The 24,882-nt window shown below is 45.7% G+C and carries 23 protein-coding genes and 2 riboswitches; of the genes, 16 read left to right on the forward strand and 7 right to left on the reverse strand.

Annotated elements, in window-relative coordinates:
* Positions 1-80 precede the first annotated feature (80 nt).
* Genes AC0YNT_RS07440 through AC0YNT_RS07455 form a run of 4 tightly spaced genes read left to right on the forward strand, consistent with a single transcriptional unit; the run spans position 81 to position 4,051 of the window.
* Positions 81-347 (forward strand): hypothetical protein, encoded by a 267-nt coding sequence (locus AC0YNT_RS07440; RefSeq protein WP_475803983.1) that lies wholly within the window; start codon positions 81-83, stop codon positions 345-347.
* A complete protein-coding gene (locus AC0YNT_RS07445) occupies positions 331-1,422 on the forward strand; it encodes a GerAB/ArcD/ProY family transporter (protein WP_475804090.1) in 1,092 nt (363 codons plus the stop codon). The genes AC0YNT_RS07440 and AC0YNT_RS07445 overlap by 17 nt, the downstream gene beginning before the upstream one ends.
* Positions 1,419-2,828 carry a spore germination protein gene (locus AC0YNT_RS07450; RefSeq protein ID WP_475803984.1) on the forward strand — a complete coding sequence of 470 codons (1,410 nt, stop codon included), beginning with the start codon at positions 1,419-1,421 and terminating at the stop codon, positions 2,826-2,828. The genes AC0YNT_RS07445 and AC0YNT_RS07450 overlap by 4 nt, the downstream gene beginning before the upstream one ends.
* A complete protein-coding gene (locus AC0YNT_RS07455; protein WP_475803985.1) occupies positions 2,825-4,051 on the forward strand; it encodes a Ger(x)C family spore germination protein in 1,227 nt (408 codons plus the stop codon). The genes AC0YNT_RS07450 and AC0YNT_RS07455 overlap by 4 nt, the downstream gene beginning before the upstream one ends.
* Positions 4,052-4,102: 51 nt before the next feature.
* Here the strand turns inward: AC0YNT_RS07455 and AC0YNT_RS07460 are convergent, their stop codons facing one another.
* Positions 4,103-4,720: a LysE/ArgO family amino acid transporter gene (locus AC0YNT_RS07460; RefSeq protein ID WP_475803986.1), complete on the reverse strand. Its 618-nt coding sequence runs from the start codon at positions 4,718-4,720 to the stop codon at positions 4,103-4,105.
* Between the two features lie 164 nt (positions 4,721-4,884).
* On the opposite strand from AC0YNT_RS07460, the gene pdxR reads away from it, so the two are divergent.
* From pdxR to AC0YNT_RS07485, 5 genes are all read left to right on the forward strand, one after another.
* Positions 4,885-6,318: a MocR-like pyridoxine biosynthesis transcription factor PdxR gene (gene pdxR, locus AC0YNT_RS07465; protein ID WP_475803987.1), complete on the forward strand. Its 1,434-nt coding sequence runs from the start codon at positions 4,885-4,887 to the stop codon at positions 6,316-6,318.
* Between the two features lie 166 nt (positions 6,319-6,484).
* The gene (locus tag AC0YNT_RS07470; RefSeq protein WP_475803988.1) at positions 6,485-8,506 is read left to right on the forward strand and encodes an acyltransferase family protein; all 2,022 of its coding nucleotides are present in this window, start codon (positions 6,485-6,487) and stop codon (positions 8,504-8,506) included.
* 26 nt (positions 8,507-8,532) lie between these two features.
* Complete coding sequence (locus tag AC0YNT_RS07475; protein WP_475803989.1) at positions 8,533-9,036, forward strand: sigma-70 family RNA polymerase sigma factor; 504 nt, start codon at positions 8,533-8,535, stop codon at positions 9,034-9,036.
* A complete protein-coding gene (gene rsiV, locus AC0YNT_RS07480; RefSeq protein ID WP_475803990.1) occupies positions 9,029-9,922 on the forward strand; it encodes an anti-sigma-V factor RsiV in 894 nt (297 codons plus the stop codon). The genes AC0YNT_RS07475 and rsiV overlap by 8 nt, the downstream gene beginning before the upstream one ends.
* A gap of 107 nt (positions 9,923-10,029) precedes the next feature.
* On the forward strand, positions 10,030-10,812 hold the full coding sequence (locus tag AC0YNT_RS07485; protein WP_475803991.1) for an SDR family oxidoreductase: 783 nt from the start codon (positions 10,030-10,032) through the stop codon (positions 10,810-10,812).
* Positions 10,813-10,850: 38 nt separating this feature from the next.
* Here AC0YNT_RS07485 and yjcZ read toward each other — a convergent pair whose 3' ends face one another.
* The 3 genes from yjcZ to AC0YNT_RS07500 form a co-directional block, all read right to left on the reverse strand.
* Complete coding sequence (gene yjcZ, locus AC0YNT_RS07490) at positions 10,851-10,982, reverse strand: sporulation protein YjcZ (protein ID WP_167274323.1); 132 nt, start codon at positions 10,980-10,982, stop codon at positions 10,851-10,853.
* 240 nt (positions 10,983-11,222) lie between these two features.
* Positions 11,223-11,387: a hypothetical protein gene (locus AC0YNT_RS07495; protein ID WP_167274326.1), complete on the reverse strand. Its 165-nt coding sequence runs from the start codon at positions 11,385-11,387 to the stop codon at positions 11,223-11,225.
* Between the two features lie 296 nt (positions 11,388-11,683).
* Positions 11,684-11,848, reverse strand: a complete 165-nt coding sequence (locus AC0YNT_RS07500) for a hypothetical protein (protein ID WP_475803992.1) — start codon at positions 11,846-11,848, stop codon at positions 11,684-11,686.
* A 320-nt stretch (positions 11,849-12,168) separates the two neighbouring features.
* Positions 12,169-12,273: riboswitch (guanidine-I (ykkC/yxkD leader) on the forward strand.
* Positions 12,274-12,334: 61 nt separating this feature from the next.
* Here AC0YNT_RS07500 and AC0YNT_RS07505 point away from each other — a divergent pair.
* The 6 genes from AC0YNT_RS07505 to AC0YNT_RS07530 all read left to right on the forward strand — a co-directional run bounded on the left by AC0YNT_RS07505 (position 12,335) and on the right by AC0YNT_RS07530 (position 21,615).
* Positions 12,335-13,690: an APC family permease gene (locus tag AC0YNT_RS07505; protein WP_475803993.1), complete on the forward strand. Its 1,356-nt coding sequence runs from the start codon at positions 12,335-12,337 to the stop codon at positions 13,688-13,690.
* 112 nt (positions 13,691-13,802) lie between these two features.
* A riboswitch (guanidine-I (ykkC/yxkD leader) is annotated at positions 13,803-13,906 on the forward strand.
* Positions 13,907-13,953: 47 nt separating this feature from the next.
* Positions 13,954-14,673: an urea amidolyase associated protein UAAP1 gene (locus AC0YNT_RS07510; RefSeq protein ID WP_475803994.1), complete on the forward strand. Its 720-nt coding sequence runs from the start codon at positions 13,954-13,956 to the stop codon at positions 14,671-14,673.
* 138 nt (positions 14,674-14,811) lie between these two features.
* Positions 14,812-15,462 (forward strand): urea amidolyase associated protein UAAP2, encoded by a 651-nt coding sequence (locus AC0YNT_RS07515; protein WP_475803995.1) that lies wholly within the window; start codon positions 14,812-14,814, stop codon positions 15,460-15,462.
* A 28-nt stretch (positions 15,463-15,490) separates the two neighbouring features.
* On the forward strand, positions 15,491-19,138 hold the full coding sequence (gene uca / locus AC0YNT_RS07520) for an urea carboxylase (protein ID WP_475803996.1): 3,648 nt from the start codon (positions 15,491-15,493) through the stop codon (positions 19,136-19,138).
* The gene (atzF, locus tag AC0YNT_RS07525; RefSeq protein WP_475803997.1) at positions 19,135-20,883 is read left to right on the forward strand and encodes an allophanate hydrolase; all 1,749 of its coding nucleotides are present in this window, start codon (positions 19,135-19,137) and stop codon (positions 20,881-20,883) included. Before uca ends, atzF begins: the two co-directional genes overlap by 4 nt.
* Positions 20,884-21,156: 273 nt before the next feature.
* Complete coding sequence (locus AC0YNT_RS07530) at positions 21,157-21,615, forward strand: DinB family protein (protein ID WP_475803998.1); 459 nt, start codon at positions 21,157-21,159, stop codon at positions 21,613-21,615.
* On the opposite strand, the gene AC0YNT_RS07535 is transcribed toward AC0YNT_RS07530, so the two are convergent.
* Both AC0YNT_RS07535 and AC0YNT_RS07540 read right to left on the reverse strand, forming a co-directional pair.
* On the reverse strand, positions 21,602-21,952 hold the full coding sequence (locus AC0YNT_RS07535) for a VOC family protein (protein ID WP_475803999.1): 351 nt from the start codon (positions 21,950-21,952) through the stop codon (positions 21,602-21,604). The two genes, AC0YNT_RS07530 and AC0YNT_RS07535, sit on opposite strands and share 14 nt — an antisense overlap.
* 58 nt (positions 21,953-22,010) lie before the next feature.
* Positions 22,011-22,994 (reverse strand): zinc-binding dehydrogenase, encoded by a 984-nt coding sequence (locus AC0YNT_RS07540; protein ID WP_475804000.1) that lies wholly within the window; start codon positions 22,992-22,994, stop codon positions 22,011-22,013.
* A gap of 142 nt (positions 22,995-23,136) precedes the next feature.
* Here AC0YNT_RS07540 and AC0YNT_RS07545 point away from each other — a divergent pair, with 142 nt between their 5' ends.
* Positions 23,137-23,850 carry an MOSC domain-containing protein gene (locus AC0YNT_RS07545; protein WP_475804001.1) on the forward strand — a complete coding sequence of 238 codons (714 nt, stop codon included), beginning with the start codon at positions 23,137-23,139 and terminating at the stop codon, positions 23,848-23,850.
* A 52-nt stretch (positions 23,851-23,902) separates the two neighbouring features.
* Here the strand turns inward: AC0YNT_RS07545 and AC0YNT_RS07550 are convergent, their stop codons facing one another.
* Positions 23,903-24,748 carry an MBL fold metallo-hydrolase gene (locus tag AC0YNT_RS07550; RefSeq protein WP_475804002.1) on the reverse strand — a complete coding sequence of 282 codons (846 nt, stop codon included), beginning with the start codon at positions 24,746-24,748 and terminating at the stop codon, positions 23,903-23,905.
* Positions 24,749-24,882: the final 134 nt, after the last annotated feature.

Here is a 24,882-nt window from a genome sequence, read left to right on the forward strand (position 1 = left end):
TCGCGGTGCTTTTTTTTGTACATATTTCCATCCATATTGGAGCAAAATGACAGTAACTTAAACGATAGGGAGGGTGTCATATGATCATCCTCGGGATATTGGTTATGATGGTGCTTGGCATATTGCTGATGGCCATGCTGGATGTACTGGTCTTTCAACAGCCTTTTTTTACTGTACTCGTGCAATTGCTTCCGGTATATCCAGATACGTCAACGATCTATATGATTATAGGCGCATTTGTAATTGCAGCATGGGTCAACTTCAAAATGACCGACCGCTTAAAAAAGAAATTTGGAAGCAAATCAAAGAATCAAGGTGGGGAGAAGCGTGATGTTAAGCAAAGTTAACACGGTCGATACCTTTACGTTGCAGCTTGTTTTTTTGCTGAGCACTTCGATTATATTCGGGACGCCAAGTCTTGTCCCGGATTCGTGGCTCGTTGGCATTGTCGCTTTTTTTCCAGCTTGTTTGTTAATTGTTATTTATAGCGCCATGTTAGCGTCACAAGAAGACATGGGACTTTATCCCATGCTGGAGAAAGCTTGGGGCAAGGTGATAGGGAAGGGTTTCGTACTGATTTATTCGACTTATTTCTTATATATTGCAGCTCGTAATATTAGGGATATGATCGAGCTGATTATGAGTACGCTGCTTCGAATGACGCCGGTTCCCCTCCTAACCACCATATTCGTTTTGTTAATTGCTTATACCGTGCTAGGGGGGCTCCATGCGATTGCCCGCTTTGCTTCCTTAATCTTATGGCTCATTCTGTTTATGCTGCTTACACTTGCTGTCTTGCTTATGTTCAGCAGCTCTATCATTCTGGAACAAATGCTGCCGTTTTTATCAAAAGGAATGTGGCCGGTTGTTAAATCGGCATTCAGCTTTTCGATCTGGTTCCCCTACGGAGAGATTATAGTCTTTCTTGTTTTTCAACCGCAGCTGGGCGGGGCAAAAGGGTTCCGGAAAATCACCCTCTATGCCTTCCTTAGCACATGTATCATCCTATCCCTAACTGATCTTATCCAGATTTGGACCTTGGGACTTGAGGATAAAAAATACTCCGTGTTTGCGTTGCTCGATGCAGCGAGATTAATTAATATTGCAAACATCATTACCCGGATGGATGCCATAATCGCTTTGATTATTATTTTTGGCACGCTGTTGAAATGTACGGTCTTTCTCCTTGCCTGCACGGAAGGGGTAGCGCGTGTCTTCAATAGAGAGGCGAAGGATTTCGCTTTTCCACTTGCCGTTGTGGCAGGAGCATTCTCCATTCTCGTTACGCGTAACAGTGCGGAGCATGTTACAGAAGGGTTGAAGTATGTCATTTATACGCTGCATATTCCACTCCAGCTGTTAGTGCCACTCTTGACGCTGCTGCTGATTCGAATCCGTTACCGGAAAGGAGCGACTACATGAATACGGACAATCTCACAAGTGCAGGAGAGGAGCTTAGCAGCTTAGAGAAGGTGAAACAAAGCTTAAAGGATGTATTTGGTCAAACGATAGACCTTGCTGTAGTGTCTGTCCATGTTGGGCAATACGAGGGATTGTTATGCTATTTGACGACGATGACGAGTACGGATTTCATTACGAATAAGATCGTGAAGGAGCTTTCCTTGTCTGAGGACAAGGAGCAGCTTAGCAAAGAGGAGACTTTCCGAGAACTCGAGGAATGCCATTATTCCGGACTTAAGCATGAAACCTTGAACAATATGGATGATGTTTTTTGTAAACTGGTTCTCGGGTATGCGGCTATTTTTATAGATGGATTGCCCCTTGTTCTCGCTGTAGATGTTAGGTCACTAAGTTCCCGTTCCGTCGAAGAGCCTACATCGCAAAATGTAGTCCGAGGCCCCAAAGAGGGGTTTACGGAATCGGCGGATACGAATATGAGCTTGATTAGAAGACGATTCAACAATGTAAAGCTGCGATTTGAAAAATTTGAACTCGGCTATATGACGCATACAGCAGTCTATATCGCTTATCTGGATGGCGAGGTCGAAGAACAGATCTTGGAGCAGGTGCGTGAGCGGCTGAACAGCGCGTATATAGACAGTTTGTTTGATTCCGGACGTATTGAAGATTTACTTCATTCAAAAGGGAAAAGCATGCAATTGTTTCCCACTATCTGTAATAGTGAACGTCCTGATGCCGTCTGCAGCTACATGATTAACAAAAGAATAGCTGTCATTGTAGATGGAAGTCCATTTGTGTTAATTGTTCCATCGATCTTTACAGATTTCTTCAAATCTCCGGAAGACGAATATCAATGGTTTGTTATTGGCTCATTTGCCCGTTATCTGCGCTACTTTGCTTTTATATTGTCTTTAATCGTACCCGGGCTCTATATCGCTGTGACTAGTTATCATCAGGAGTTGATTCCAAGTATTCTGCTTACCAGTATAGCGGCACAGCGAGAAGGAATACCTTTTCCCGCAGGTATAGAGATTCTTCTGATGGAAATTACCTTTGAAATATTGCGTGAAGCAGGTACGAGGATGCCTCGGATTGTTGGTCAGACAATCTCTATTGTAGGAGCCTTGGTGCTTGGGGAAGCTGCCGTCCAAGCAGGTATTGTCTCCAACATTAACGTAATCGTCGTTTCGCTGACGGCTATCTCAGGCTTTGTTGCGCCGATCTACACTTTTGGTGCGAAAGTGAGGTTTTTCCGATTCGGAATGATTATTCTTAGTTCCTTGATTGGGCTGTATGGGCTTGTATTAGGTTGCTGCTTGCTAATGGTACAGTTAACAAGAATTGAATCCTTTGGTGTCCCTTATTTGTCCTTGTTTTCCAAATGGGATAAACGGAGGGTCACATGAACTCGCTGCGCAGCCTGTACATTCTCATGTTATGCCTTTCTTTAATGTTTATGGGCACAGGGTGTTGGGATCAGGTTGAGCTTAACCGTGCTTCTCTAATAACAGGGATGGCTTTGGAACCAGGGCAAAATATGAAATACCGTGTGACCTTCGAAACCGTTAATGCCTTGGAGACCGATCCAAACAAAGGGGGGAAGGGAGGTACACCTACTGCCCTATATACCAAGGAAGGTAATTCTATAGCAGAAGCAACCTCCAGATTAAATGAAAGTCTGGAACGTATGCCGCTGCTTGCCCATATTCGGGTCATTATCATCGACGAGAAGCTTGCAAGAGAGGGAATTAATCAATTCATGGACGTGCTTCAGCGTAACCGATATGTGCGGGAGGATGTTCTTGTACTAGTGGCCAAAGGCTATCCTGCTTCGGATTTCTTGAAGACGGTGTATGCTAGGGGGCAATATGCAAGTTTTAAAATTCAAACACAAGTTGAGACCTATCGTAAAGTATTTGGCGGTATCCCCCGCAGCCATCTCTTTGATATTGCACAGGCACTTCTGACCGAAGGCCGTGTGTTAATGCTAGGGGCGATTACAATATCCGGCGATGTAGAAAAAAGCGAAAGTCTAGATGCGATCAAAACCATCTATCCTGCTGCAGTTGTCAAAACGGCTGGAGCAGCAGTGTTTAGAGGGGACAAGTTGATTGGTTATCTCTCTAATGAACAGACCCGTATGGTTATGCTAGCCAGTGATTATGTCAGTAATACTTTATTTGCCTTGCCTGGTCCAGGTGGTAAACCAACAAGTCCTGGTGCCATTGGCGTACAATTCTACCATATGCACAGCCACATGCATGTCAGCATGGATGGAGACAAGCCAATATTCAAGCTTCATGTTGAAGGAGATGGAAAAATTACGAGTATCGACCGCAATATCAAGCTGACCAAAATACAAGGTTTTAATACGGTTGAACAGTTGACTTCCGAATATGTGAATGAACAGATGCAGGAGACGTTCACTTATGTCCAAAAGAAGTTTGGAGTTGATGTGTTTGGGTTTGGTGAGCATTACTACCGCTATCACTTCCGTAAGTTCAAGCCGCTTGCAAAGGAATGGAACACGCTGTTTTCGAGAGCGGACTTGAATGTGAGGAGTGACTTTACGTTAAGACGTCCTGATCTTAAGACTCAGAAGATTGAGAAGGAAGGAATTGGACCTTGAAAAAGCAAGAAGACCAACAGCACTCAGCTATTGGTCTTCTTTGTTATACAACTAAAAGAGATCACCGGCATTTATGACGAGCATCATAATAGCAGATGCCCAAATGAGAAGAGCCGAGATTTTATTCATCATCTTCATTAGCTTTCCGCTGGAATCCAGCTTCCCAAGAATGCGGCCTGCCGAGGCCAATGATAAGAACCATAGCCAGGAAATGAGAATACAAGCCATCGTAAACAGCCACCTGTCTGCACCACTATAATGTAAGGAACTTGTGCCGATGACTCCGATCGTATCCATGATGGCATGGGGATTAAAGAGGGAGACGGAGACGGCAAGCAGGATCTGCTTACGGGGGGAGAAGCGTTTAGCTTCCTTTACGGTTTGCTGCCCGCCGCCAGAACGCCAGGTCATCCACCCAATGTAAGTTAGAAATAATACACCAGCCACAATAAGAATGGTCTTCAGAATTGGGATGTTTATGATAAGTACGGAGACACCTAGAATAGCCAGCAGGATCAAGATTGTATCGCATAAAGCAGCTGTAATGACGAGAGGCAGTGCCATACGAAATTTGGGCTGAAGTGCACCTTGTGAGAAAATAAACACATTTTGCGCTCCAAGTGGCAGAATAAGGCCAATCGCGAGCAATAATCCGTGGAGGAACGGCAAAGAAAACACAGCCTTTCGTTAGTTGTAAATATGGACTCATTGTATAAGGATCGTCTATAATTGTCTCCATCCAATTGGTTGGTTAACGTACCAACCAATGTTTATTATTCGTAAAATTGGTTGGTACAGCTACCAACCAATGTACCTATTAAGAGGGGGATACGATGAAGTTTGAAACGAACTGGAAGCCGGATCGACAGAGCGGGATCCCCTTATACCGGCAAATAGCTGAATATATGCGGGATAAAATCATAAGTGGAGAGTGGCCGCCGGGAAGCCGTATTCCAACCGAGAGAGCTATTGCACAGGCATGTGATGTGAACCGAAGTACGGTCGTCCAAGCATTCGCAGAGCTCACGGCGGAGGGGATGATTGTGGGGAAAAGCGGAAGCGGGACACTGGTTACTCATGCTATAGAGAATAGGAGCATTCCTAAGCTTCCGGATTGGGAATCGTATGTGAAGACGGGTAATCACAAGCCTAATCATCGTACGATACAAGATATTAATCATGCAGAGTTTCTCCCGAATATAATCCGGCTTGGGACAGGTGAACCTTCACCCGATTTATTCCCGCAAACGCTTGGGCCTATTCTTCAGGAGCTGCCAGCACAAATGAAACATTTTGGCTATACCGAGCCGCGTGGACTTTATGAGCTTCGTGAACAAATAAGCCGGCATATGGGACGTCACGGTGTGAAAGTGTCTCCTGATTCTGTACTCATCGTTTCAGGGGGCTTGCAAGCTCTTCAACTTATCGCACTTGGCCTATTAAAGAATGGCTCCACCTTACTGGCTGAATCGCCTTCATATCTACAGTCCCTTCAAGTCTTCCAATCGGCCGGGATGAGTTTGACTGCTCTGCCGATGGATGCGGATGGGGTGGATATGGATACATTGGAGCAATATGCAAGAAGCGGAAGAGGTACCTTCCTTTATACGATTCCAAGCTTTCATAACCCTACTGGCATTGTGATGTCGGAGCAAAGAAGGCAGGAGATCTATAAGCTAGGTATGCAGTATAAGCTGCCGATTATTGAGGATGATGCCTATCGTGACCTGTGGCTGGATGAATCGTCACCTCAACCGATCAAAGCTCTGGATCAGAACGGTCTTGTGCTCTATATCGGCAGTATGTCGAAGTCACTCAGTCCAGGTCTGCGGATCGGCTGGGTAATAGGACCGGAACAGGTTATACATCGTCTGGCGGATGTGAAGATGCAGTCGGATTACGGGGCAAGTACGTTGTCTCAATGGACGGTCATGCATTTTCTCAAGCAAGGGTTATATGAGGAGCATCTTGTCTCTTTGAGGAAGGAGTTGAAGATCCGGCGTGCGTATATGCTTCAATTGCTGGAGCATCATTTAAGGGCTAAAGCCACTTGGCATATTCCAACCGGAGGTTTTTACATTTGGTTAAGGTTAAATGGTGATCCAGCTATTCCTTCTTTATTCGAAGCCGCACTAAAGGAAGGGGTACTTCTAAACCCCGGTTATTTGTATGACAAAACTGATCAGAATCACCTCAGACTATCCTATTCCTATGCCTCTTTGGAACAAATGGAGAAGGGAATTCGTCTGCTTGCAGAGTTGATTTAAGTTGATTGTAACATAAAGTTCTCATCGTAGTTATGGCAGCATTCCTTAAGGATAAGGGATGCTGTTTTTGTTTTATATTTCCATCTGTAAATCGCAAACTTTTTCACTCCTTAACACGTCTTGAATACATAGTTAATTAATTGATAAGTAAGGGACGGAAGCAGCAATGGAAGACAACATGAACAGTATGAAACGTTATATGCCGGGAATTGACGGATTACGAGCCTTATCGGTACTTGCCGTCATCGCTTACCACTTGAACATGAAGTGGGCGCAAGGTGGATTAATTGGTGTAGCAATTTTCTTCGTTATCTCTGGGTACCTCATTACCGATCAAATCCTTATTCAGAAACAGCGTCACGGTAAGCTTAATTTAAAAGATTTCTGGATAAGAAGAGCACGCAGACTGCTTCCGGCCATGTTCTGCATGCTGCTGTTCGTCGCCATTTGGCTGTTGTTCCTTAATCCCAACCGACTACTACATTTGCAAGGCGACTACTTGTCATCCTTGTTCTATGTTAATAACTGGTGGCTCATTTTCCACCAGGTCTCGTATTTCGAAAGCTTTGGCCCACCGTCCCCAATCGGTCATTTATGGTCCTTGTCGATTGAAGAGCAGTTTTACTTGCTTTGGCCGCTTCTGCTCATGCTAACTCATCGAAGAGGTAAGTTATTTCTCTTTATTCTTATTGGTGCTATCGCGTCCGCTGTTGCTATGGCTTTTCTGTACCAACCTGGTGCAGACCCAAGCCGTGTCTATTACGGAACGGATACCCGAATGTTTGGCCTGTTGATTGGGGCCGCACTTGCTGTGGTATGGCCGAGTCATAAATTGAAACAGGTGGTATCAAGAAGCTCTCGTTATTCCATGAATATCATTGGAGCAGCTGGCTTGCTGGCTCTAATTTACATGATGTACAGCATGAATGAATATGATGCTTGGTTATATCGTGGTGGTTTTCTTCTGTTGTCTGTTATTACGGGTGTGGTTATCGCTGTTCTTGCTCATCCGGCAAGCAGACTTGGTAAAATAATGGGCGTTCGTCCACTCAAGTGGATTGGCGTACGTTCTTACAGCCTTTACATTTGGCATTATCCGGTTATCGTATTAACTTCACCCGCCAATCAAGCAAGCGCTCCCAATGTCTCACTAGTGGTCGTGCAGGTTGCTGCAAGCTTTGTTTTGGCGGCCTTGTCCTATAAGTTTATTGAAGAGCCGCTTCGCCGCGGGTCATTTAGAGAAATATCGCGGAAAGTATTGTCCGTTAGATGGTTTGGTTTGCAGCCGATTGCACTTATGTTGATTATTCCTTTATTACTTACACCAAGCTCTTTCGGAGGATATCTCCTGAAAGCTAAGCCGGCCACTACGCAAATTGTTTCCCAGCCCATCGAACCGGATTATGAGGTGCATCCTGTTACAACTCCTGATGGAAATGAAACGGGTAAGGGCGAAATCATTCATGTTGATCAAGATCAAACAACATCAAATGAACATGCCGCAAAGGATGAGGATCCACCAAAAGAAACACCTCATGAACCTGTTGCGACAGAAACACCGACAGAGGCTTCGACACAAACGCCAGAACCTCCTAAGGAACAGCCGACTGAAACGCCAGTGGATAATGAGACTAAGCCTGATGAGCAGCCGTCAACCGAGACTCCAACAGAGCAGCCTTCAGAACCAGACCATACCGTCCAGCCGCCGCTGGAACACCAGTCGGGCAAAGGTATTACGGTTATTGGTGATTCTGTCATCCTGGATGCTGCACCATTCCTGGAGAAACAGCTTCCCGGCATTGTTATTGATGGTAAAGTTGGCCGGCAAATGCGGCAGGCTCAAGATGTTATCAATCAGATGAAGAAAGACAACAAGCTGGGCAGTACGGTTGTTGTCGAGCTGGGTACGAATGGAGCTTTTACAAGCAAACAATTAAAAGCCTTGATCCTGTCGCTCGATAAGGTTGATCATATCTATCTGGTGAATACAAGAGTGCCTCGTAATTGGCAGGATACCGTAAATAAGATGCTTCCAGAAGTTGCTAAGGAATTCAGCAATGTCACCATAGTAGACTGGTATACGGCAAGTGATGGCAAAGACGACTATTTCTCCAACGATGGCGTTCACTTGAAGAAGGATGGCGCACAATTTTACGCAGCTATGCTTATTGATGCCATTACTAAGTGAATAAATAATGAAGGGTATGCCGGGCTATGTTGAATAGGAAGACCGAACAATTACTGACGAATTGTATTACCGAGAATAAGCAGAATATCTACCGGCTGGCATACAGTTATGTGAAAAATAAAGAAGATGCGCTCGACATTGTACAGGATTCCATCTACAAAGCAATGACGAGTATAGAGCATCTCAAAGATGAGTCAGTAGTGAGAAGCTGGTTTTTCCGCATTGTTGTGAATACATCGCTCGATTTTTTACGTAAGCATAAGAAGATTTATCCGATGGATCAAGAAAAGCTGGAACTGTACGCGCATGGTGCTGTAGACGAGTACATGGACATTGATCTCGTAAGAACGCTTGACGATCTGCCTCCCAAATATCGAGATGTTATCATTCTTCGTTATTTCGAAGATATGAAGATTGAAGAGGTAGCGGAAGTGCTGCACGACAATGTGAATACTGTCAAAACACGGCTGTATCAGGCGCTAAAGCTTCTTCGTGTGAAATTAAAGGATAGGAGATCAAGTAATGACTGATATACTAGATAATCTTCGGAAGGAGTACCAAGCTGTACCGATTCCCGAGGAGCTGGATTTAATCGTTAATCGATCTATTAAGCAAGCCTTGCAAACACGTAGAGTAAAACGGTTGAAGGTAAAGGGGCTTACTGTTGCGGCAGCGATCCTTGTGTTCTTGATTGCCATTAATGCAAGTACAACGGTTGCGAATGCCTTTGCTGCGATACCAGGGGTGGATCGAATTATTAAGGTGCTGACTTTAAAAGAGTTTAAAGTCGAAGATCCTAACTATGACGCCAGCATCAAGGTGCCCGCAATCACCAATATGGAGAACAAAGATTTACAATTAGGGCTGAATAAGAAGTATTTGGCTGAAAATAAAGCGTTGTACGATCAATTCCAAGCCGAGATTGAGGAATTGAAGAAGCAAGGTCTAAACGAGGCTCACATTGCAGTAGACTCGGGCTATGAAGTGAAGACCGATAACGACACGATCTTCTCCATTAGCCGTTACGTCACGCAAATTGCAGCTTCTTCCTCGATGGAATTGAAATTTGATACGATTGATAAGAAGAATCAAATTCTGATTAATTTGCCAATGCTGTTCAAAGACGATCAATATGTGCAGCTGATCAGCGAGAACATTATCGGACAGATGAAGGAACAAATGAAAGGCGACGAGGGTAAAATCTACTGGATCGCCGGCGAAGCAAATGATATTCCGATGGAAGAAGCGTTCTCTACGATTAAGAAAGATCAAAGCTTCTACATTAACAATGACGGCAAGCTTGTTATCGTGTTTAATAAATACGAAGTGGCTCCTGGTTATATGGGTCCAATTGAGTTTATCATCCCAACAGAAGCCATTGAAGGGGTACTCGTCAGCCATAATTATATTAAGTAAACGAACAGAGGGACTTCGGTTCCTCTGTTTTTACTTATTTTGGTGACAAAACGGAGCACAAGATGGTAAAATACAGCCGATAATGACAAAGGGAAGGGACTCGTCCAATGAAACTTCAATCCAATACTATTCTTATTACAGGCGGCGCATCCGGCATCGGCCTGGAGCTGGCCAGCCGTTTACTTCAGCTTAATAACACCGTTATCGTCAGCGGCAGAGATCAGGCCAAGCTGGATAATGCTAAGAAGCAATTCCCGAAGCTTCATACCTTCCAATGTGATGTAACTGATCCAACTGCGATCTCGGATCTGTATAACAAAGTGATTGCTCAATTCCCGAACCTGAATTTCCTTATCAACAATGCTGGTCTAATGCGTAAAATTAACCTGCAAACGAAGGAAGTCGATTTGCTTGATATTAACCGTGAGATTGAGACGAACCTCAGCGGCCCAATTCGGATGGTTAATCAATTCCTTCCGCAACTATTAAAGCAGCCGTCTGCGGCTATTATGAATGTTTCCTCCGCTTTGGCATTTGTTCCATTTGCCATCTCACCGGTTTATGGAGCGACCAAAGCTGGCATACATTCGTACACACAATCTTTGCGAGTTCAATTAAAGAATACGAAGGTTCAAGTATTTGAACTGGCACCGCCATTAACGCAGACCAGCTTGGTGGATGCATTTGAAGGAAATGACATGAAAGGCAGCGTTCCAATGGACGTTGCTAAGCTGGTAGATCATGTGATGAAAGGTCTGGAGCGGGATCAGCTCGAGATCCGTCCAGGTCAAAGCAATCTGCTTAAGCTGATGAGCCGCGTGGCGCCTAATTTTATCTTCAAACAGCTGAGTAAATCAGTAGATGCAATGCTTGCTGATACACGTAAATAGACAAACAAAAAGGCCCCGTGAAGGGCCTTTTTTTTGTTTTAGCTTTCTTTTTTATCGCGATATCCGCCGTGGACTGGAGCACAGCCACTGCTACCACCAAACATACCACAGCTGCAAGCAATAATGACCAACAAGATAAACAAAACAAGAATGAAACCGGAAGAAGCCATAAAGAATAAAACCTCCTAGTAATTTAGAATACACTATATATTATGTATCTATGTTATGAATTGCTTGGACATTTAGCGGGGTGATAGAGGTCCATTTCCATATCTCAGTAAAGGACATTGTCCTAAGTAGGCAAATTTACGGGCTTTGAACGAACAAAAGACCCACGAAGGGGTCTTTTGTTTTTTTATATATTGGAGAGAAATTAAGTTCTGCTTTCATGAAGGTATGGGGCTTTATAATTAGTAGTAACCTTTACCTTGACCTACGCCTCCAACCATTGGGCCGCCACAACCGCCGCCACCCCATCCGCCTACAAAACCACAACCGCAGACGATGATCACCAGCAAGATGAACAACACAAGAATGGAACCAACATTATTAAAACCATGGCCAATTCCTGACATAATTCACAACACCTCCTTACGTCTGGAGTATACTCTAATATATGTATGGGGCAAGAATATGCTTGGGTATTTGCCATAGAGGCATTTGACCAATTCCATATGCCCCTCCGGAACAAGGATCCTGGAATGTCAGAGGTCCCCCTGACTTAAGCGAAAAGAATATTTCTCTAGTCTAGGCGGAATAATTGGTGCTTTAAACAAACAAACAAACAAAAGACCCTCGCAAGGGTCTTTTGTTTTCTATATAAAGAAATTAAGTTAGTCTGCTTTCATGGAGGCGTCATGAAGCTTTGGTATTAGTAGTAACCTTTACCTTGACCTACTCCACCAACTGGTCCGTAGCCGCCGCAGCCACCGCCGCCCCATCCACCTACGAATCCACAGCCGCAGATGATGATTACCAGCAAGATGAACAGCACAAGAATGAAACCAACATGATTACCATGGCCGATTCCTGACATAATTCACAACACCTCCTTATCTGAATTATACGTTAATATATGTGAGGGGGGAGGAAGCGCTTGGGTATTTGTCTCTGAGGCAATTGACCAATTCCATTTGCCCCTCCGTAACAGAGATCATGGAAGATCAGCAGCCTGCGCCGTTACTGGAGAAGGCTGCTTTTTCTATTGGTGTCCCTTATCAAATGTAAACAAATCGAACATGAAAAAGAATAAATTTCGAAAAAGGTCTTGAAAACTACAATTTTCATGTTATATTAAATAACATCAAGTTGAAACGGAGTATGTGAGATTAACTCGCATAGCTCAACGAACTGAATAGATTTGTCCTCTAGGGTTCCGCAGCGGCAACGCCGCTGGTCTGGTCCGAGAGAGGACGCACAGCTAATCGGCTGTGTCCACGGAGGGATAAAAGCCCGGGAGGATATGAACAATATCTTCCCGTGGCTTTTTTATTTTTGTTCAGAGAGAGGGAGGAATTTGGAGATGAAACAAGAAGTTACGCTCCGCCAATCACTTACACTCGTTCAAGTTGTTGCACTTGGGCTCGCATGGATGACGCCGATGATTTACTTCTCGGTATTTGGTATCGCATACGATGCATCGAAAGGCATGATCACAGAAGCTTATTCGCTCTCTATCGTCGCTATCTTTTTCACTGCGTATAGTTACAGCGTTATGGCCAAAATCTTCCCAGGTTCCGGTTCGTCTTACACGTATGTGAAGAAGTCGATGCACCCGATTCCCGGATTTACTGTTGGTTGGGCAATCATGCTTGATTACTTGTTCTCTCCAATTATCGCATGCCTCACGTTCGGCATCTATCTGAATGCGCAGTTCCCGGCGATTCCCGCTTATGTCTGGATCATTGTGCTGAATGTGGTGCTCGCCGTCGTTAACATAGCAGGCATTAAGTTCTCAGCTAGCTTAAGTAAGTTGTTTGTGCTATTCCAAATTATCTTCATTGCGTTGTTCTGCGGATATTTGATTAAAGGGTTGTCTGGTGTACAGGATGTTGTACTTCCGTTCTCAAATATGGATGCGGGACTGCCGACTCTGCTTGCAGGAGCTTCACTCATCTGCTTCTCGTTCCTTGGGTTTGATACGGTATCCACACTGTCAGAAGAGACGATTAATGCGAAAAAGACGATTCCAAGAGCCATTATGCTTATCATCCTGATCGCAAGTGTCTTATACATTGCAACTTCTGTCCTTATTCAAGTTAGCTATCCTAACCTGACGTTTAATAATATGGATTCCGCTGGATTTGAGCTGATGAAAATGGTTGGCGGGGCGACGCTTGGTGCAATCTTCACAACCGTTCTTATTTTCGCGATCTTCACACAAGGCTTAACATCAGTTACAAGTGTTTCACGCCTGATGTATGTACTTGGTCGTGATTCGATTCTTCCGAAAAAATTCTTTGGCTCACTTCATCCGAAATTCCGTACACCAGTCAATAACATCATCCTTGTGTCTATCATTTCATTGCTCGCTCTTGTGATCAGTCTTGATATGGCCGTCAAATTCGTAAGTTTTGGAGCATTGACATCATTTGCTTTCGTCAATATCTCCGTTATTGTAGAATGCTTTATTAAACGGAAACAGCGTTCACTGAAGCAAACGTTCCAGTATCTGGTTTTCCCACTGATCGGGGCATCATTCATTATCTGGTTGATTACCTTGCTGGACACTCAAGCTTTGCTGCTAGGCTGCGTATGGCTCGTGTTTGGTGTCACGTATTATCTGATTCGCACTAGAAGGACGAGAGAAAGCCATACAACAGCTAACACCAATTCGATCTTTCCTGCGTCTGCAGCAATAGAATCAGAACTCAAATAATTTTTTAATGTTATATATATTGACACGGAAAAAGAATCCACTTATACTTGCGATATGTTAGCAAACATTACATCTGAATAAAGGTTCTGCACAGCAAATGAAGTGCTAGAACGACAAAGCTGTCTAGGGTTCCGTTGGCTGTTTCAGCCAAGCCTGGTCCAAGAGACGGCGTATGGCGGAAGCCATATGACACGGAAGGACAAAAGCCTGGGAGATTATTCTCCCGGGCTTTTTTTGTTACCAACATATAAGGGGGAATTGGAATGAGCAGCATTTGGCAAACATCGGTTCGAGCAGGGGAGAAGTGGTCGGGTGTGATTCGAAAAGGGAGACTCATTCGGTTCACTGCATTAGAAGCAGGCGCAAACCTGTCGGCAATGATATTCCATGCGAAGGATTTAACCGAGCGCTACAATATGCCGGATTCGTTAAAAGCACAATATACCGCACACCTGACAAGAGGGAATACGCTGATGAGCGATAACGGACGGGTGCTTGCCAGCATCGTGGAAGACAGCCTTGGCTGGCATGATACGATCAGCGGCTATACAACACGGGCGCTTACAGACCGGAAGTATGGGAAAACGACCTATCAAGAGCTTCGCAATGAATGGCATAGATCAGGTCAAGAAAATTTTGCAGTGGAGTTAACAAGGAATGGCCTTGGTGTACGGGATCTGTCACCGGTCGTGAATCTCTTCTCCAAAGTGTACTGCGATGATGAAGGACAGATGCATTACGCGGCAGAGCATTGCCTTGCAGGTGCAACCGTTGTACTTCGTACCGAGATGGATGTACTGCTGGTTCTGTCCAATACACCAAATCCGCTTGATCCAAGAACGGTATATCCTTCCGTTCCTGTAAACATAGAAGTCTTGGAAGCTGAAGCTGTGAATGATGATGATTATTGCTTGAACTACAGGCCGGAGAACCGTAGAGCGTTCGAGAATACTTGGAGCTATCATCAATTGCTTGGTTTGTAATTATTGACGCTTACGAAGCATGAATTGCTTCACAATTCATTAAGTTGACGCTTACGAAGCATGAATTGCTTCACAATTCATTAAGTTGATGCTTACGAAGCATGAATTGCTTCACAATTCATTTTAGGAGGAATCATCATGGGAAGCTTTAACCGAGTGGAGAGCGAACGTTTGCCGGAGGCAGCGATCTATAATGAAGTGATTTTGGCAGGGGATGGCTGGATGCATGATCTTGAGCCGGGTCAAGTGCTCCGAATTGTTGATTTGGAAGGGAATCAAGCGGCAGATACTTTGTTCTTTGATGCAGAAAATCCGGAAGATCACTATAGTGCGGTTGCGACGATTGCGAATCAGCAAAACATCTACTTAACAACAGGTTCGGTCTTGCTGGCGGAATCCAGCAAAGAGCTGGTGAAGATTGTTGCCGATACTTGCGGGCGTCATGATACAGTAGGCGGTTCCTGTTCCGCACAAAGCAATACGGTCCGTTACGCACATGAGAAGCTTCACATGCATAACTGCCGGGATACCTTCATGCTGCAGCTGGCACAAAGAGGTGAGCCATACGGTAAACGGGACTTGGCTCCTAATGTGAACTTTTTCATGAACGTGCCGGTAACGCCAGAAGGCGGTTTGAAGTTTGATGACGGTGTCTCCTCACCAGGAGCTTATGTAGAAATGCAGTCGATCGGCCGTACAGCGGTACTTATCAGCAATTGTCCACAGCTTAATAATCCATGCAATGCTTATAATCCTACACCGGTTCGTGTCCTGATCTGGAACAGCTAATCATCTTGGGAGAAGAGGAGAGTTTCATATGTTTAATAAAGTACTGATTGCTAATCGGGGTGCCATTGCGGTTCGAATCGAGAGGACGCTTCGTAAGATGGGAATTGCCTCCGTTGCTGTATATACGAAAGCCGATCAAGACAGCCTGCATGTAGATCTGGCGGATGAAGCGGTTCTTCTAGGAGAAGGTCCTGCGAAAGAGAGTTATCTGAATGCGGATCTCATCCTGCAGATTGCCAAAGAAACAGGTGCTCAAGCGATTCATCCTGGTTATGGCTTTTTGAGCGAAAATGCAGATTTTGCACGGGCATGTCGAGAGAACGGTATTGTGTTTATTGGACCTACTCCTGAGCAAATGGAAGCATTCGGCTTGAAGCATTCCGCACGTGAGCTTGCGGAGAGAGCGAATGTACCACTGCTGCCAGGTACGCCTCTGTTGACTGAGCTGGAGGAAGCCGCTCACCATGCATCGGAAATTGGATATCCCGTTATTCTGAAAAGTACAGCAGGCGGCGGCGGGATCGGCATGCGAGTATGCGCAGATGAAGATGCGCTGCGCGCTGCCTTCGACAACGTGCGTCACCTTGCTGAAGCCAACTTCAAGAACGGCGGTATGTTCCTTGAAAAATATATTGCCAAAGCACGCCATGTTGAAGTGCAAATCTTTGGTAACGAATTTGGCGAAGTTGTTGCTCTTGGTGAACGTGATTGTTCCGTACAACGCCGGAACCAAAAGGTAGTCGAGGAAAGTCCGGCACCTCAATTCCCAGCAGAGGTTCGGGCAGAAATCCTTGCTTGTGCGAAGCGACTGGCAGCAGAAGCTGGTTATCGCAGTGCCGGAACCGTTGAGTTCCTGTATGATCCGTCCAGCTGCAAGTTCTATTTCCTCGAAGTAAACACTCGTCTGCAGGTCGAACACGGCGTTACTGAGGAAGTACTTGGTCTTGATCTGGTGGAGTGGATGGTGAAGGAAGCGGCAGGTGAGCTTCGTGCACTGGAATCGCTCGTGGGTACGCCAAAAGGACATAGTATCCAAGCTCGTATTTATGCAGAAGACTGTCTTCAGCAATTCCGTCCTAGTGCGGGCCAACTGGATCAAGCTTTGTTCTCGTCTGAAGCTCGTAACGAGACTTGGGTTCGCGATGGGATTACAATTACGACGCTTTATGATCCGATGCTGGCAAAAGTCATCGTTCATGGCGAGAATCGAGAAGATGCAATTGGTAAGCTGAAGCAGGCGCTGCAAGAGACTCGTTTTTATGGGATTACTACAAATCTGCAGTATGTTCAAGCACTGCTTGATGAAGAACAATTCACGGCAGGAGATGTATTCACCCAACTTCTTAATAACTTTGCACCTTCAGAATCGGCTATTGAGGTTCTTGATGGCGGTATCCAATCAACGGTTCAAGATTATCCGGGCCGAGTAGGTCATTGGGATGTTGGCGTACCGCCATGCGGACCAATGGATCCACTCGCATTCCGTATCGGGAACAAACTGCTGGGCAATGCCGATCAAGCTAGTGGCCTTGAGCTGACACTTCGCGGTGGTTCTTATAAATTCAGAGAAAGTATGCTGTTCTGTATAACTGGTGCAGATATGCAGCCTACTTTGGATGACGTGTCCATCCCGATGTACACAACGGTAAAAGCAGAACGCGGACAAGTGCTCAGCTTTGGAGAATCAGAAGCAGGCTTGCGTACTTATTTACTGATCGAAGGCGGGTTTGATATGCCGCTTATTCTTGGCAGTGCATCAACTTTTACGCTTGGTGGATTTGGCGGACATGGTGGACGTGCAATCCGTACAGGTGACGTGCTTGGTGTGAATCGCCATCAAGGAGCGGATCTGATTCAAGTGCAGCCTTCGCTGCCTAGTCAATTACAGCCAGCCATTACTCGTGAATGGACAATTGGTGTTATTCCAGGGCCGCATTGCACAAACGAATTCCTCAAACCTGAATACTTGGAACAGCTTGCGAATACAAGTTTTGAAGTGCATTTTAACAGCTCTAGAACTGGTGTACGTCTTATTGGTCCAGCTCCTCTTTGGGAGAGAGAGGATGGAGGAGAAGCAGGTCTTCATCCATCAAATATTCATGATAATGCGTATGCGATCGGAACGCTTGATCTGACAGGTGATATGCCCATCCTGCTCGGACCGGATGGCCCTAGCCTTGGTGGTTTTGTATGTCCGGTTACGACGGCATCGGCAGAATTCTGGAAGCTTGGTCAACTGCATCCGGGCGATAAAGTCCGATTCCAACTCGTCACGCTGGAGGAAGCAGAAGAGCTTCGTAAACAGCAGGAAGAGCTGCTGGATGCGATTCAAGAAGGGGATTGCTCAGCAATCGAAGCGGTAGTATTACCAGTGGTGCATTTTTCTGTATCGCCAGAATATCCGGTACTATACCGTGAAGCTGAAGGGCGTAAGTTCCCGATAACGATCCGCTGCAGCGGTGATGAGAACCTTCTTGTCGAGTATGGCTCATTAGAACTGGATTTGCTTTTGCGCTTCCAGGTTCATGCTCTTATAGAAGCAATTCGTGAGAATGGTACCATTCCTGTGCTTGATCTGACGCCAGGTGTACGCTCTGTTCAAGTGCATATCGATGCTTCGAGAATGACCGTTCGGGAAGCAGCAAAGCAATTGCTCGCGATTGACAGCAACTTGCCGCCGCTTGAATCGATTCGTGTACCTTCCCGTATCGTCCGCCTTCCGTTATCTTGGGATGATCCAGCTACTCAGCTGGCAATTGACCGTTATCAGCAAAATGTTCGTCCAGATGCGCCTTGGTGCCCAAGCAACCTGGAGTTTATCCGCCGTGTGAACGGACTTGAGAGTATTGATGATGTGCAGCGAATTGTCTTTGATGCCAGTTATCTTGTACTTGGCCTCGGTGATGTTTATCTTGGAGCACCACTTGCAACTCCAATCGATCCGCGTCATCGCCTTGTTACAACAAAGTACAATCCGGCACGGACTTGGACTCCGGAAAATGCAGTTGGCATTGGCGGCGCTTATATGTGCGTATACGGCATGGAAGGTCCTGGCGGCTACCAATTCGTAGGCCGCACGATTCAAATGTGGAACAAACTTCGTTCCACAGAAAGCTTCAAATCCGGTAAGCCATGGCTGCTCCGGTTCTTTGATCAAATTCAATTTTACCCGGTATCGGCAGAGGAATTGCTCCAGCTTCGTGAAGACTTCCCGCGTGGACGGTTCGAAGCGGACATTACGGAGACGACCTTTGATCTTGGTGAATATTTGCAGTTCCTGGGTTCCATTGAGGAAAGCACTGGTCAATTCCGCAGCCAGCAGCAGCAGTCCTTCAATGAGGAGCGCGAGCGCTGGAAGGAGCTTGGTCTTGCAGAGTACGTATCTGAGCAGGATTCGTCGAAGCCAGTAAGTGACGAAGAGCTTCCGTCTGATGTGGATGCGATGAAATGCTCCATGCCGGGCAGCGTCTGGAAAGTACTCGTGAATCCAGGTGACACGATTAAGAAGGGCGATACCCTTATTATTGTAGAGTCGATGAAAATGGAGTTTTCGCAAAATGCACCATTCGACGGTGTGATTCATTCCGTACATGTTAAGCCAGGTGACAGTGTAAATGGCGGCCAACTCATTGTTGGCATCTCGAAACAATCGGAGAGGGAGTTGACAAGCGTATGAATGATAACCAACTGCGAATAACGATCTCTACGCTGCGTGAGCGCTATTTGAACGGAACATTGACGCCAGAGCAAGTTATCCAAACCATCATTGATCGTGCTCAAGCTGATGAGGATAAGCATATCTGGATTACACCGCCATCATTAGCTTTTATCAAGCGTTATCTGGATCGACTTGATCAGCTTGATCGTACACAATTGCCGCTTTGGGGTATCCCGTTTGCGGTAAAAGATAATATCGATGTGGCCGGAATGCCAACGACAGCAGGCTGTGAGGATTTCTCTTATCTCCCAGCTGATCATGCTGCTGTAGTAGAACGTCTAATAGAAGCAGGAGCTATTCCTGTTGGCAAAACAAATCTCGACCAGTTCGCAACTGGACTGGTCGGGACGCGAAGCCCGTACGGCGAGACACATAATTCGCTTCGGCCAGAGCTGATCAGCGGTGGTTCAAGCTCCGGCTCCGCTGTTGCTGTTGCTTTAGGTCAGGCAGCATTTTCGCTAGGTACGGATACAGCTGGATCGGGAAGAGTACCTGCTGCACTTAATAATCTAGTTGGTCTGAAGCCAAGTGTTGGGGCATGGTCCATTAAAGGGGTTGTACCAGCTTGCGAAAGCTTGGACTGTGTGACAGTATTTACCCATAATCTGGAGGATGCGGAGCTGGTCGATCAAGTGGTGCGAGGCTTACAAGCTAATGATCCATGGTCTAAAGAAATCTCGGCGGGTGAACATAAGCTGCCTGTGAAAATCCTGTTGCCTGAAGGCCCGCTTGATTTCTATGGCCCGTTTGCGGGCAGTTATAAAGCTGCATGGGAGCAGGCAGTTGTTGATCTCAAGGCTTTAAAGCTTCCAATCGAATATGTAGAAGTAGAGCTGTTCCAAGCTGCAGCAGCGTTGTTGTATGAAGGACCTTGGGTTGCAGAGCGATGGGCTGCACTAGGCTCGTTTATTGAAGCGAATCCTGGCGTTACTTTCCCGGTAACTGAACAAGTACTTCGAGGCGCTACAAAGCCGGAATTCGATGCTTCATCCGTATTCAAGGCTTTCCATAAGCTGCAGGGCTATAAGCTCGCGGCGAGCAAGCTTTTGCAAAATTCGGTACTTGTGATGCCTACAGCGGGCGGCACTTGGACACGTGAGCAGGTTGCGGCTGACCCGATAGGGACGAATAGCGCCATGGGCAAATATACGAATCATTGTAATTTGCTGGATCTATGTGCACTCGCTGTTCAATCGGGCGAAGCTGAGAAGGATTTGCCATTTGGGATAACCTTATTTGCCTCGTCAGGAGGAGAGGGGATGCTCTTCGAATTAGCAGAAACAATCCGTTCTTTGAAGGAGAAGCAGCCTTCTACTCTCGTAGCTGTGTGTGGTCTGCACATGCGTGGTCTGCCGCTGGAGCGCCAAATGCTCGAGCATGGGGCTGCGTTTGTCCGTGAAGACTATACATCCGCGACCTACAAGCTGATGAAGCTTCAAACCGTGCCGCCAAAACCTGGCTTGTTAAAACAGACGCATGGCGGAGCATCCATTACTGTTGAAGTATGGGAGATGCCGCTCGCTGCATTTGGTTCCTTCACGGCTGCTATTCCCGGACCGCTTGGCATTGGTAAATTGGAACTCAAGGATGGTACAATCATCCCCGGCTTTATATGTGAAGCGTACGGAGCAGTCGGTGCAGAAGACATCACCTCTTACGGCGGCTGGAGAAAAGCGATTGAAGCCTTGAACGCGGTGCTGTAACACGGTTTTTCCGTGTTACACTACGTGGGTGTTCCGCCAACTTGGTTGACACCAATAAATTCCAAGACTTATACTTTTAAATAGACAGACGCACGATCCTCGAGGGAAAGTGCGTCTTTTTTTTGGACAATAGTCACGACCGGCCGCTTGAGCAGATAATAGAGTTGATACAAACGGATGAGACATACAGAATCCACTAAAAAAGCGAGGTGCACGTTAGTGAGAGGATTGGAAGTTATAAACGCATTCAAAGATCGACTGGATATCTATCCTATGGAGCAATTACGCTATAGCAGCGCACCCGGAGTATGGTCGATGGGCCAGGTTTATTCTCATATCGTTGATGTGGCACTAGAATATCTGGATAAAATCGAACAATGCACAAGCTCGAGCGTTGAGCAGCCTTTAGGCAAAACAGAGACTGGTGAAGAGCTCATCGAGCGCGGAGGGTTTCCGCCTATTAAGATCAAATTACCGCCAGGCATGGAATACAGTCCTAATAATGAAAAAAACAAAGCCGAGCATATCCGTGATTTGGAAGATCTGCTCAGCAAGATGAGAGAATGGGATGCTCGAATCCAACTTATTAATCCCAACTATAAAATAAGACATGGGGGCTTCGGCTGGCTGAATGCTAGGGAATGGTTCGATTTGATTGAAATGCATACCCGTCATCATTTGCGTCAGCAACAGGAGTTAGAGCAGGCTTGGAAGAAAATTAAGCTTTCTTGAGTTCAATGCGATTACCTTCTGGATCAATGATGACGCCAATCGTTCCCCAACTATGAATATGAACGTCTACCGTAACTCTTCTGTCTAACAGCTCCTGCACAGCCTGCTCAAAATCTATCACATCAAACCGCAGAACGGTTGGATTCTGAGCTCTCGACTTTTCTGCTGACGAGCTCACGCCGCCTCGCTCAACCATAAGATAGCTTCCGCCAAAGTCGAATACGGTAAGATTAGTCTGTCGCTCGCGAATATGTAATCCTATATGTGCGGCATAGAAGTCTACGGCAGTCTCGTAATTTTCCGTGAATAAAATAATACCGGATTCTTGGATTCTCATCTATGATTCCTCCTATTAAAAATAAGCTTACTCTGCACAAAGAGTAAGCTTATTTTAGTTACATGACCACTACGATTTTGCCGCGAACATGTCTTTGTGATAGACGGGTTAACTCTGCTGGAATTTCTTCCAGGCTGATTTTTTTCTCCACGATGGCGTTTAATTTGCGATCAGAGATGAGCTGCATGAATTCTTCTGTCATCGTTCCAAGTTCACGTTCAGCACGAACATCACCGGATAAATGAGCACCGCCAATCATCATTTTATGAACCGAGAAAGTTTTGTAGGATGGCTGGAAGTCGGCTACGGTCTCAGGAGCGCCGGCGATACAGGCTAGTTGGCCGTTAAAAGAAAGCATAGTCAGATCTGCTTGGGCTGTTACCCGATTGAGTGAATTTAAGATGTAATCAACGCCTAAGCCATTTGTCGCTTCCATGACTCTTGCTGCTACATCTTCGGTATTGTAGTCAATAACAACATCAGCGCCAAGCTGTTTTACATAGTCCGTATTGGCTGTCGATGCCGTTGTAATGATTGGAGATGCTCCAAGCAGCTTTGCCAGTTGGATGGCATACCCGCCAACGCCGCCGGCACCGGCATGAATAAGAATGGAACGTCCAGCTTTCACATTCAGCTTCTCTAGTAAGGCTTGATAGGCAGTTAGTCCAGCACAAGGGAAGGCGGCAGCTTCCTCGAAGGTTACGCCGCTTGGGATACGACCAGCCGTATGAGCTTTCGTTATGCCATATTCGGCATATGTACCTGGTTTCATAAAGCTTCCATGATAAGCGACATGATCACCGATAACAAAGCCCGTAACACCTTCTCCAACAGCATCCACAATCCCCGCCGCATCAAGACCAGGAATGAAAGGATATTGCCAAGCCGGATTGCCGTTTGCCGTCATTTTATAATCTGCAGGGTTTAGGCTTGCTGCCTTGATCTGCACCCGAATTTCACCTAGCCCAGGCTCAGGAATAGGCATGTCCGCCATTGTGAATGTATCGGGGGCCCCTGGGGCATGAATGACCATTGCTCTCATTTTGAGAAAACCTCCATTTTTTGTATGCTTGATATCAGAATATCATTAATCTGTTAGGCTTGAGAACAACAATATTCATTTTTGTTTTCTGGGTAACATCCGTTAAAATAGAATTATTCAAAGTCAGATGGAGGAATGAAAGGTGCAGATTGGTGAAATTAGCGAGATTTATCGCTATCCGATTAAATCGTTTGCCGGCGAAAAGCTGGAGGACTGTGTTATTGAAGAGTATGGCTTACAAGGGGATCGTTTTGTCACCTTTTACGATGAGACCAAGAAAGAATGGTACAAGTACATAACGGCTAGAAATATTCCTAATCTGCTTAACTATAAAGCAGAATTTAAAGATGGAGACATTCAAGTAACTTCGCCTGACGGCAGAGTATTTGGCTGGGATGAAGATTTATTAGAAGAGATCCAAAGCCAGACCTCCACAACTCTTACGATGTCTAAACGGAAGGAACCCCACCCTGAGGCTAAAAATTCACAACTGTTGTCGGTTGACGGGGCAAGTATCCTGATCATTACGGACTCTTCCTTAAACAAGCTGCAGGAGACATGGGGGAAGGAGCTGGATGATCGTCGATTTCGTGCGAATTTCGTCATTACGGTAAGTGATGATATGTTTACAGAAGGAGATTGGATTGGACGAAAGCTCTCCATTGGTGACACACAGCTGCAAGTGGACAGCTTCTGTGAGCGTTGTGTACTAATTACGATGGATCCCGATACGCAGGTGAAGGATCCAACTTTGCTCAGAAAAGTGAATGAGGAGTTTAATCTGCATTTTGGCGTTTATGCTTCCGTGCTCCAACCTGGTTCCGTTAAATTGGGAGACAAGGTGCTGTTAGACTAAATCAACGTTGAAGAAAAAGAAACCACGATATTCTGTGGTTTCTTTTTCTTCGTTATTGGATGTACTTCCCATAATCAGGGATAGCAATTTGATCAAATTCTTGAACCAATCTCTGCAGGCTTTCAGACAGGAGTTGACCTGTCATTGGCATCCCATGTCCAGTAACAGCTGTCTCTGGCCTCAAAGCCTCCAATTTTTTAACCGACTCCCAGGCTGATTCCCAATCCGTAGTCAAATAGCGGGGAGGTCCGCTAATCTCAAGATCCTGAGTAATAACGCTCCAAAGCGATTCTTGCTTGACGGTAACAAAAGCATCACCTGCAAGCAGGGTGCGGTCGCTTTCTCTAAATAGAGACACATGACCGGGGGTATGTCCAGGTGTGTGAATCCATCGCCAGCCTGCCATAATGGGAATCGATCCATCCGATGGAAGCTCGATTACATGATCGCTTAGCTGGATAGCATCGTTAGGAAATAAGGGTGAGAGTTTTGCGACTAATCCACCTTCTACCGTAGCATCAGGTGTGGGGTAATTGCGCTGCCCAGTCAAATACGGAAGCTCAAGTGGATGGGCATAAACAGGGATATCCCAATGCCTGATCAATTCGATAATCGAACCAACATGATCAAAATGCCCATGTGTCAGTACAATGCCGCTTGGTTTGTTTTCTAATCCAAATCGTTCCTCCGCAGCTGAGATAATATCATCAGCCGAATGGGGCATACCAGCATCAACCAGCACCCAGTCTTTTTCTCCCGGTTGGCCAATGAAACAGATATTTACAATTTGAATGGTCTGGCAAAATAGATCAGGTAAAACTTCTTGTCCCAAGCCGCTCTTAATAGAGGTGACCGGAAGGAAATGATAATCTTCACCATATGACATTTCTTCATTCATGCAGGAACCCTCCCTTTCATTTCAATTTACATGTCGGTAATTTGTCCTACTCGGCAAGGAATCATCAGCACAGAATGAAATATTGTCCTTGAGCGCAAGCTATTAGCGCTTAAGCCAATTAAAGGAGGGTTCGA

The organism is Paenibacillus sp. J22R56, assembly GCF_056269375.1.

Excerpts from the sequence above, each read along its gene's own strand:
- AC0YNT_RS07550 (WP_475804002.1), bottom strand. The coding sequence starts at position 24,748 with ATGAATGAAGAAATGTCATATGGTGAAGATTATCATTTCCTTCCGGTC.
- AC0YNT_RS07530 (WP_475803998.1), top strand. The coding sequence starts at position 21,157 with ATGGAGCAATTACGCTATAGCAGCGCACCCGGAGTATGGTCGATGGGC.
- atzF (WP_475803997.1), top strand. The coding sequence starts at position 19,135 with ATGAATGATAACCAACTGCGAATAACGATCTCTACGCTGCGTGAGCGC.
- AC0YNT_RS07475 (WP_475803989.1), top strand. The coding sequence starts at position 8,533 with ATGTTGAATAGGAAGACCGAACAATTACTGACGAATTGTATTACCGAG.
- AC0YNT_RS07455 (WP_475803985.1), top strand. The coding sequence starts at position 2,825 with ATGAACTCGCTGCGCAGCCTGTACATTCTCATGTTATGCCTTTCTTTA.
- AC0YNT_RS07495 (WP_167274326.1), bottom strand. The coding sequence starts at position 11,387 with ATGTCAGGAATTGGCCATGGTTTTAATAATGTTGGTTCCATTCTTGTG.
- AC0YNT_RS07450 (WP_475803984.1), top strand. The coding sequence starts at position 1,419 with ATGAATACGGACAATCTCACAAGTGCAGGAGAGGAGCTTAGCAGCTTA.
- uca (WP_475803996.1), top strand. The coding sequence starts at position 15,491 with ATGTTTAATAAAGTACTGATTGCTAATCGGGGTGCCATTGCGGTTCGA.
- AC0YNT_RS07510 (WP_475803994.1), top strand. The coding sequence starts at position 13,954 with ATGAGCAGCATTTGGCAAACATCGGTTCGAGCAGGGGAGAAGTGGTCG.
- rsiV (WP_475803990.1), top strand. The coding sequence starts at position 9,029 with ATGACTGATATACTAGATAATCTTCGGAAGGAGTACCAAGCTGTACCG.
- AC0YNT_RS07500 (WP_475803992.1), bottom strand. The coding sequence starts at position 11,848 with ATGTCAGGAATCGGCCATGGTAATCATGTTGGTTTCATTCTTGTGCTG.
- AC0YNT_RS07440 (WP_475803983.1), top strand. The coding sequence starts at position 81 with ATGATCATCCTCGGGATATTGGTTATGATGGTGCTTGGCATATTGCTG.
- AC0YNT_RS07485 (WP_475803991.1), top strand. The coding sequence starts at position 10,030 with ATGAAACTTCAATCCAATACTATTCTTATTACAGGCGGCGCATCCGGC.
- AC0YNT_RS07470 (WP_475803988.1), top strand. The coding sequence starts at position 6,485 with ATGGAAGACAACATGAACAGTATGAAACGTTATATGCCGGGAATTGAC.
- AC0YNT_RS07535 (WP_475803999.1), bottom strand. The coding sequence starts at position 21,952 with ATGAGAATCCAAGAATCCGGTATTATTTTATTCACGGAAAATTACGAG.
- AC0YNT_RS07445 (WP_475804090.1), top strand. The coding sequence starts at position 331 with ATGTTAAGCAAAGTTAACACGGTCGATACCTTTACGTTGCAGCTTGTT.
- AC0YNT_RS07515 (WP_475803995.1), top strand. The coding sequence starts at position 14,812 with ATGGGAAGCTTTAACCGAGTGGAGAGCGAACGTTTGCCGGAGGCAGCG.
- AC0YNT_RS07540 (WP_475804000.1), bottom strand. The coding sequence starts at position 22,994 with ATGAGAGCAATGGTCATTCATGCCCCAGGGGCCCCCGATACATTCACA.
- yjcZ (WP_167274323.1), bottom strand. The coding sequence starts at position 10,982 with ATGGCTTCTTCCGGTTTCATTCTTGTTTTGTTTATCTTGTTGGTCATT.
- AC0YNT_RS07505 (WP_475803993.1), top strand. The coding sequence starts at position 12,335 with ATGAAACAAGAAGTTACGCTCCGCCAATCACTTACACTCGTTCAAGTT.
- pdxR (WP_475803987.1), top strand. The coding sequence starts at position 4,885 with ATGAAGTTTGAAACGAACTGGAAGCCGGATCGACAGAGCGGGATCCCC.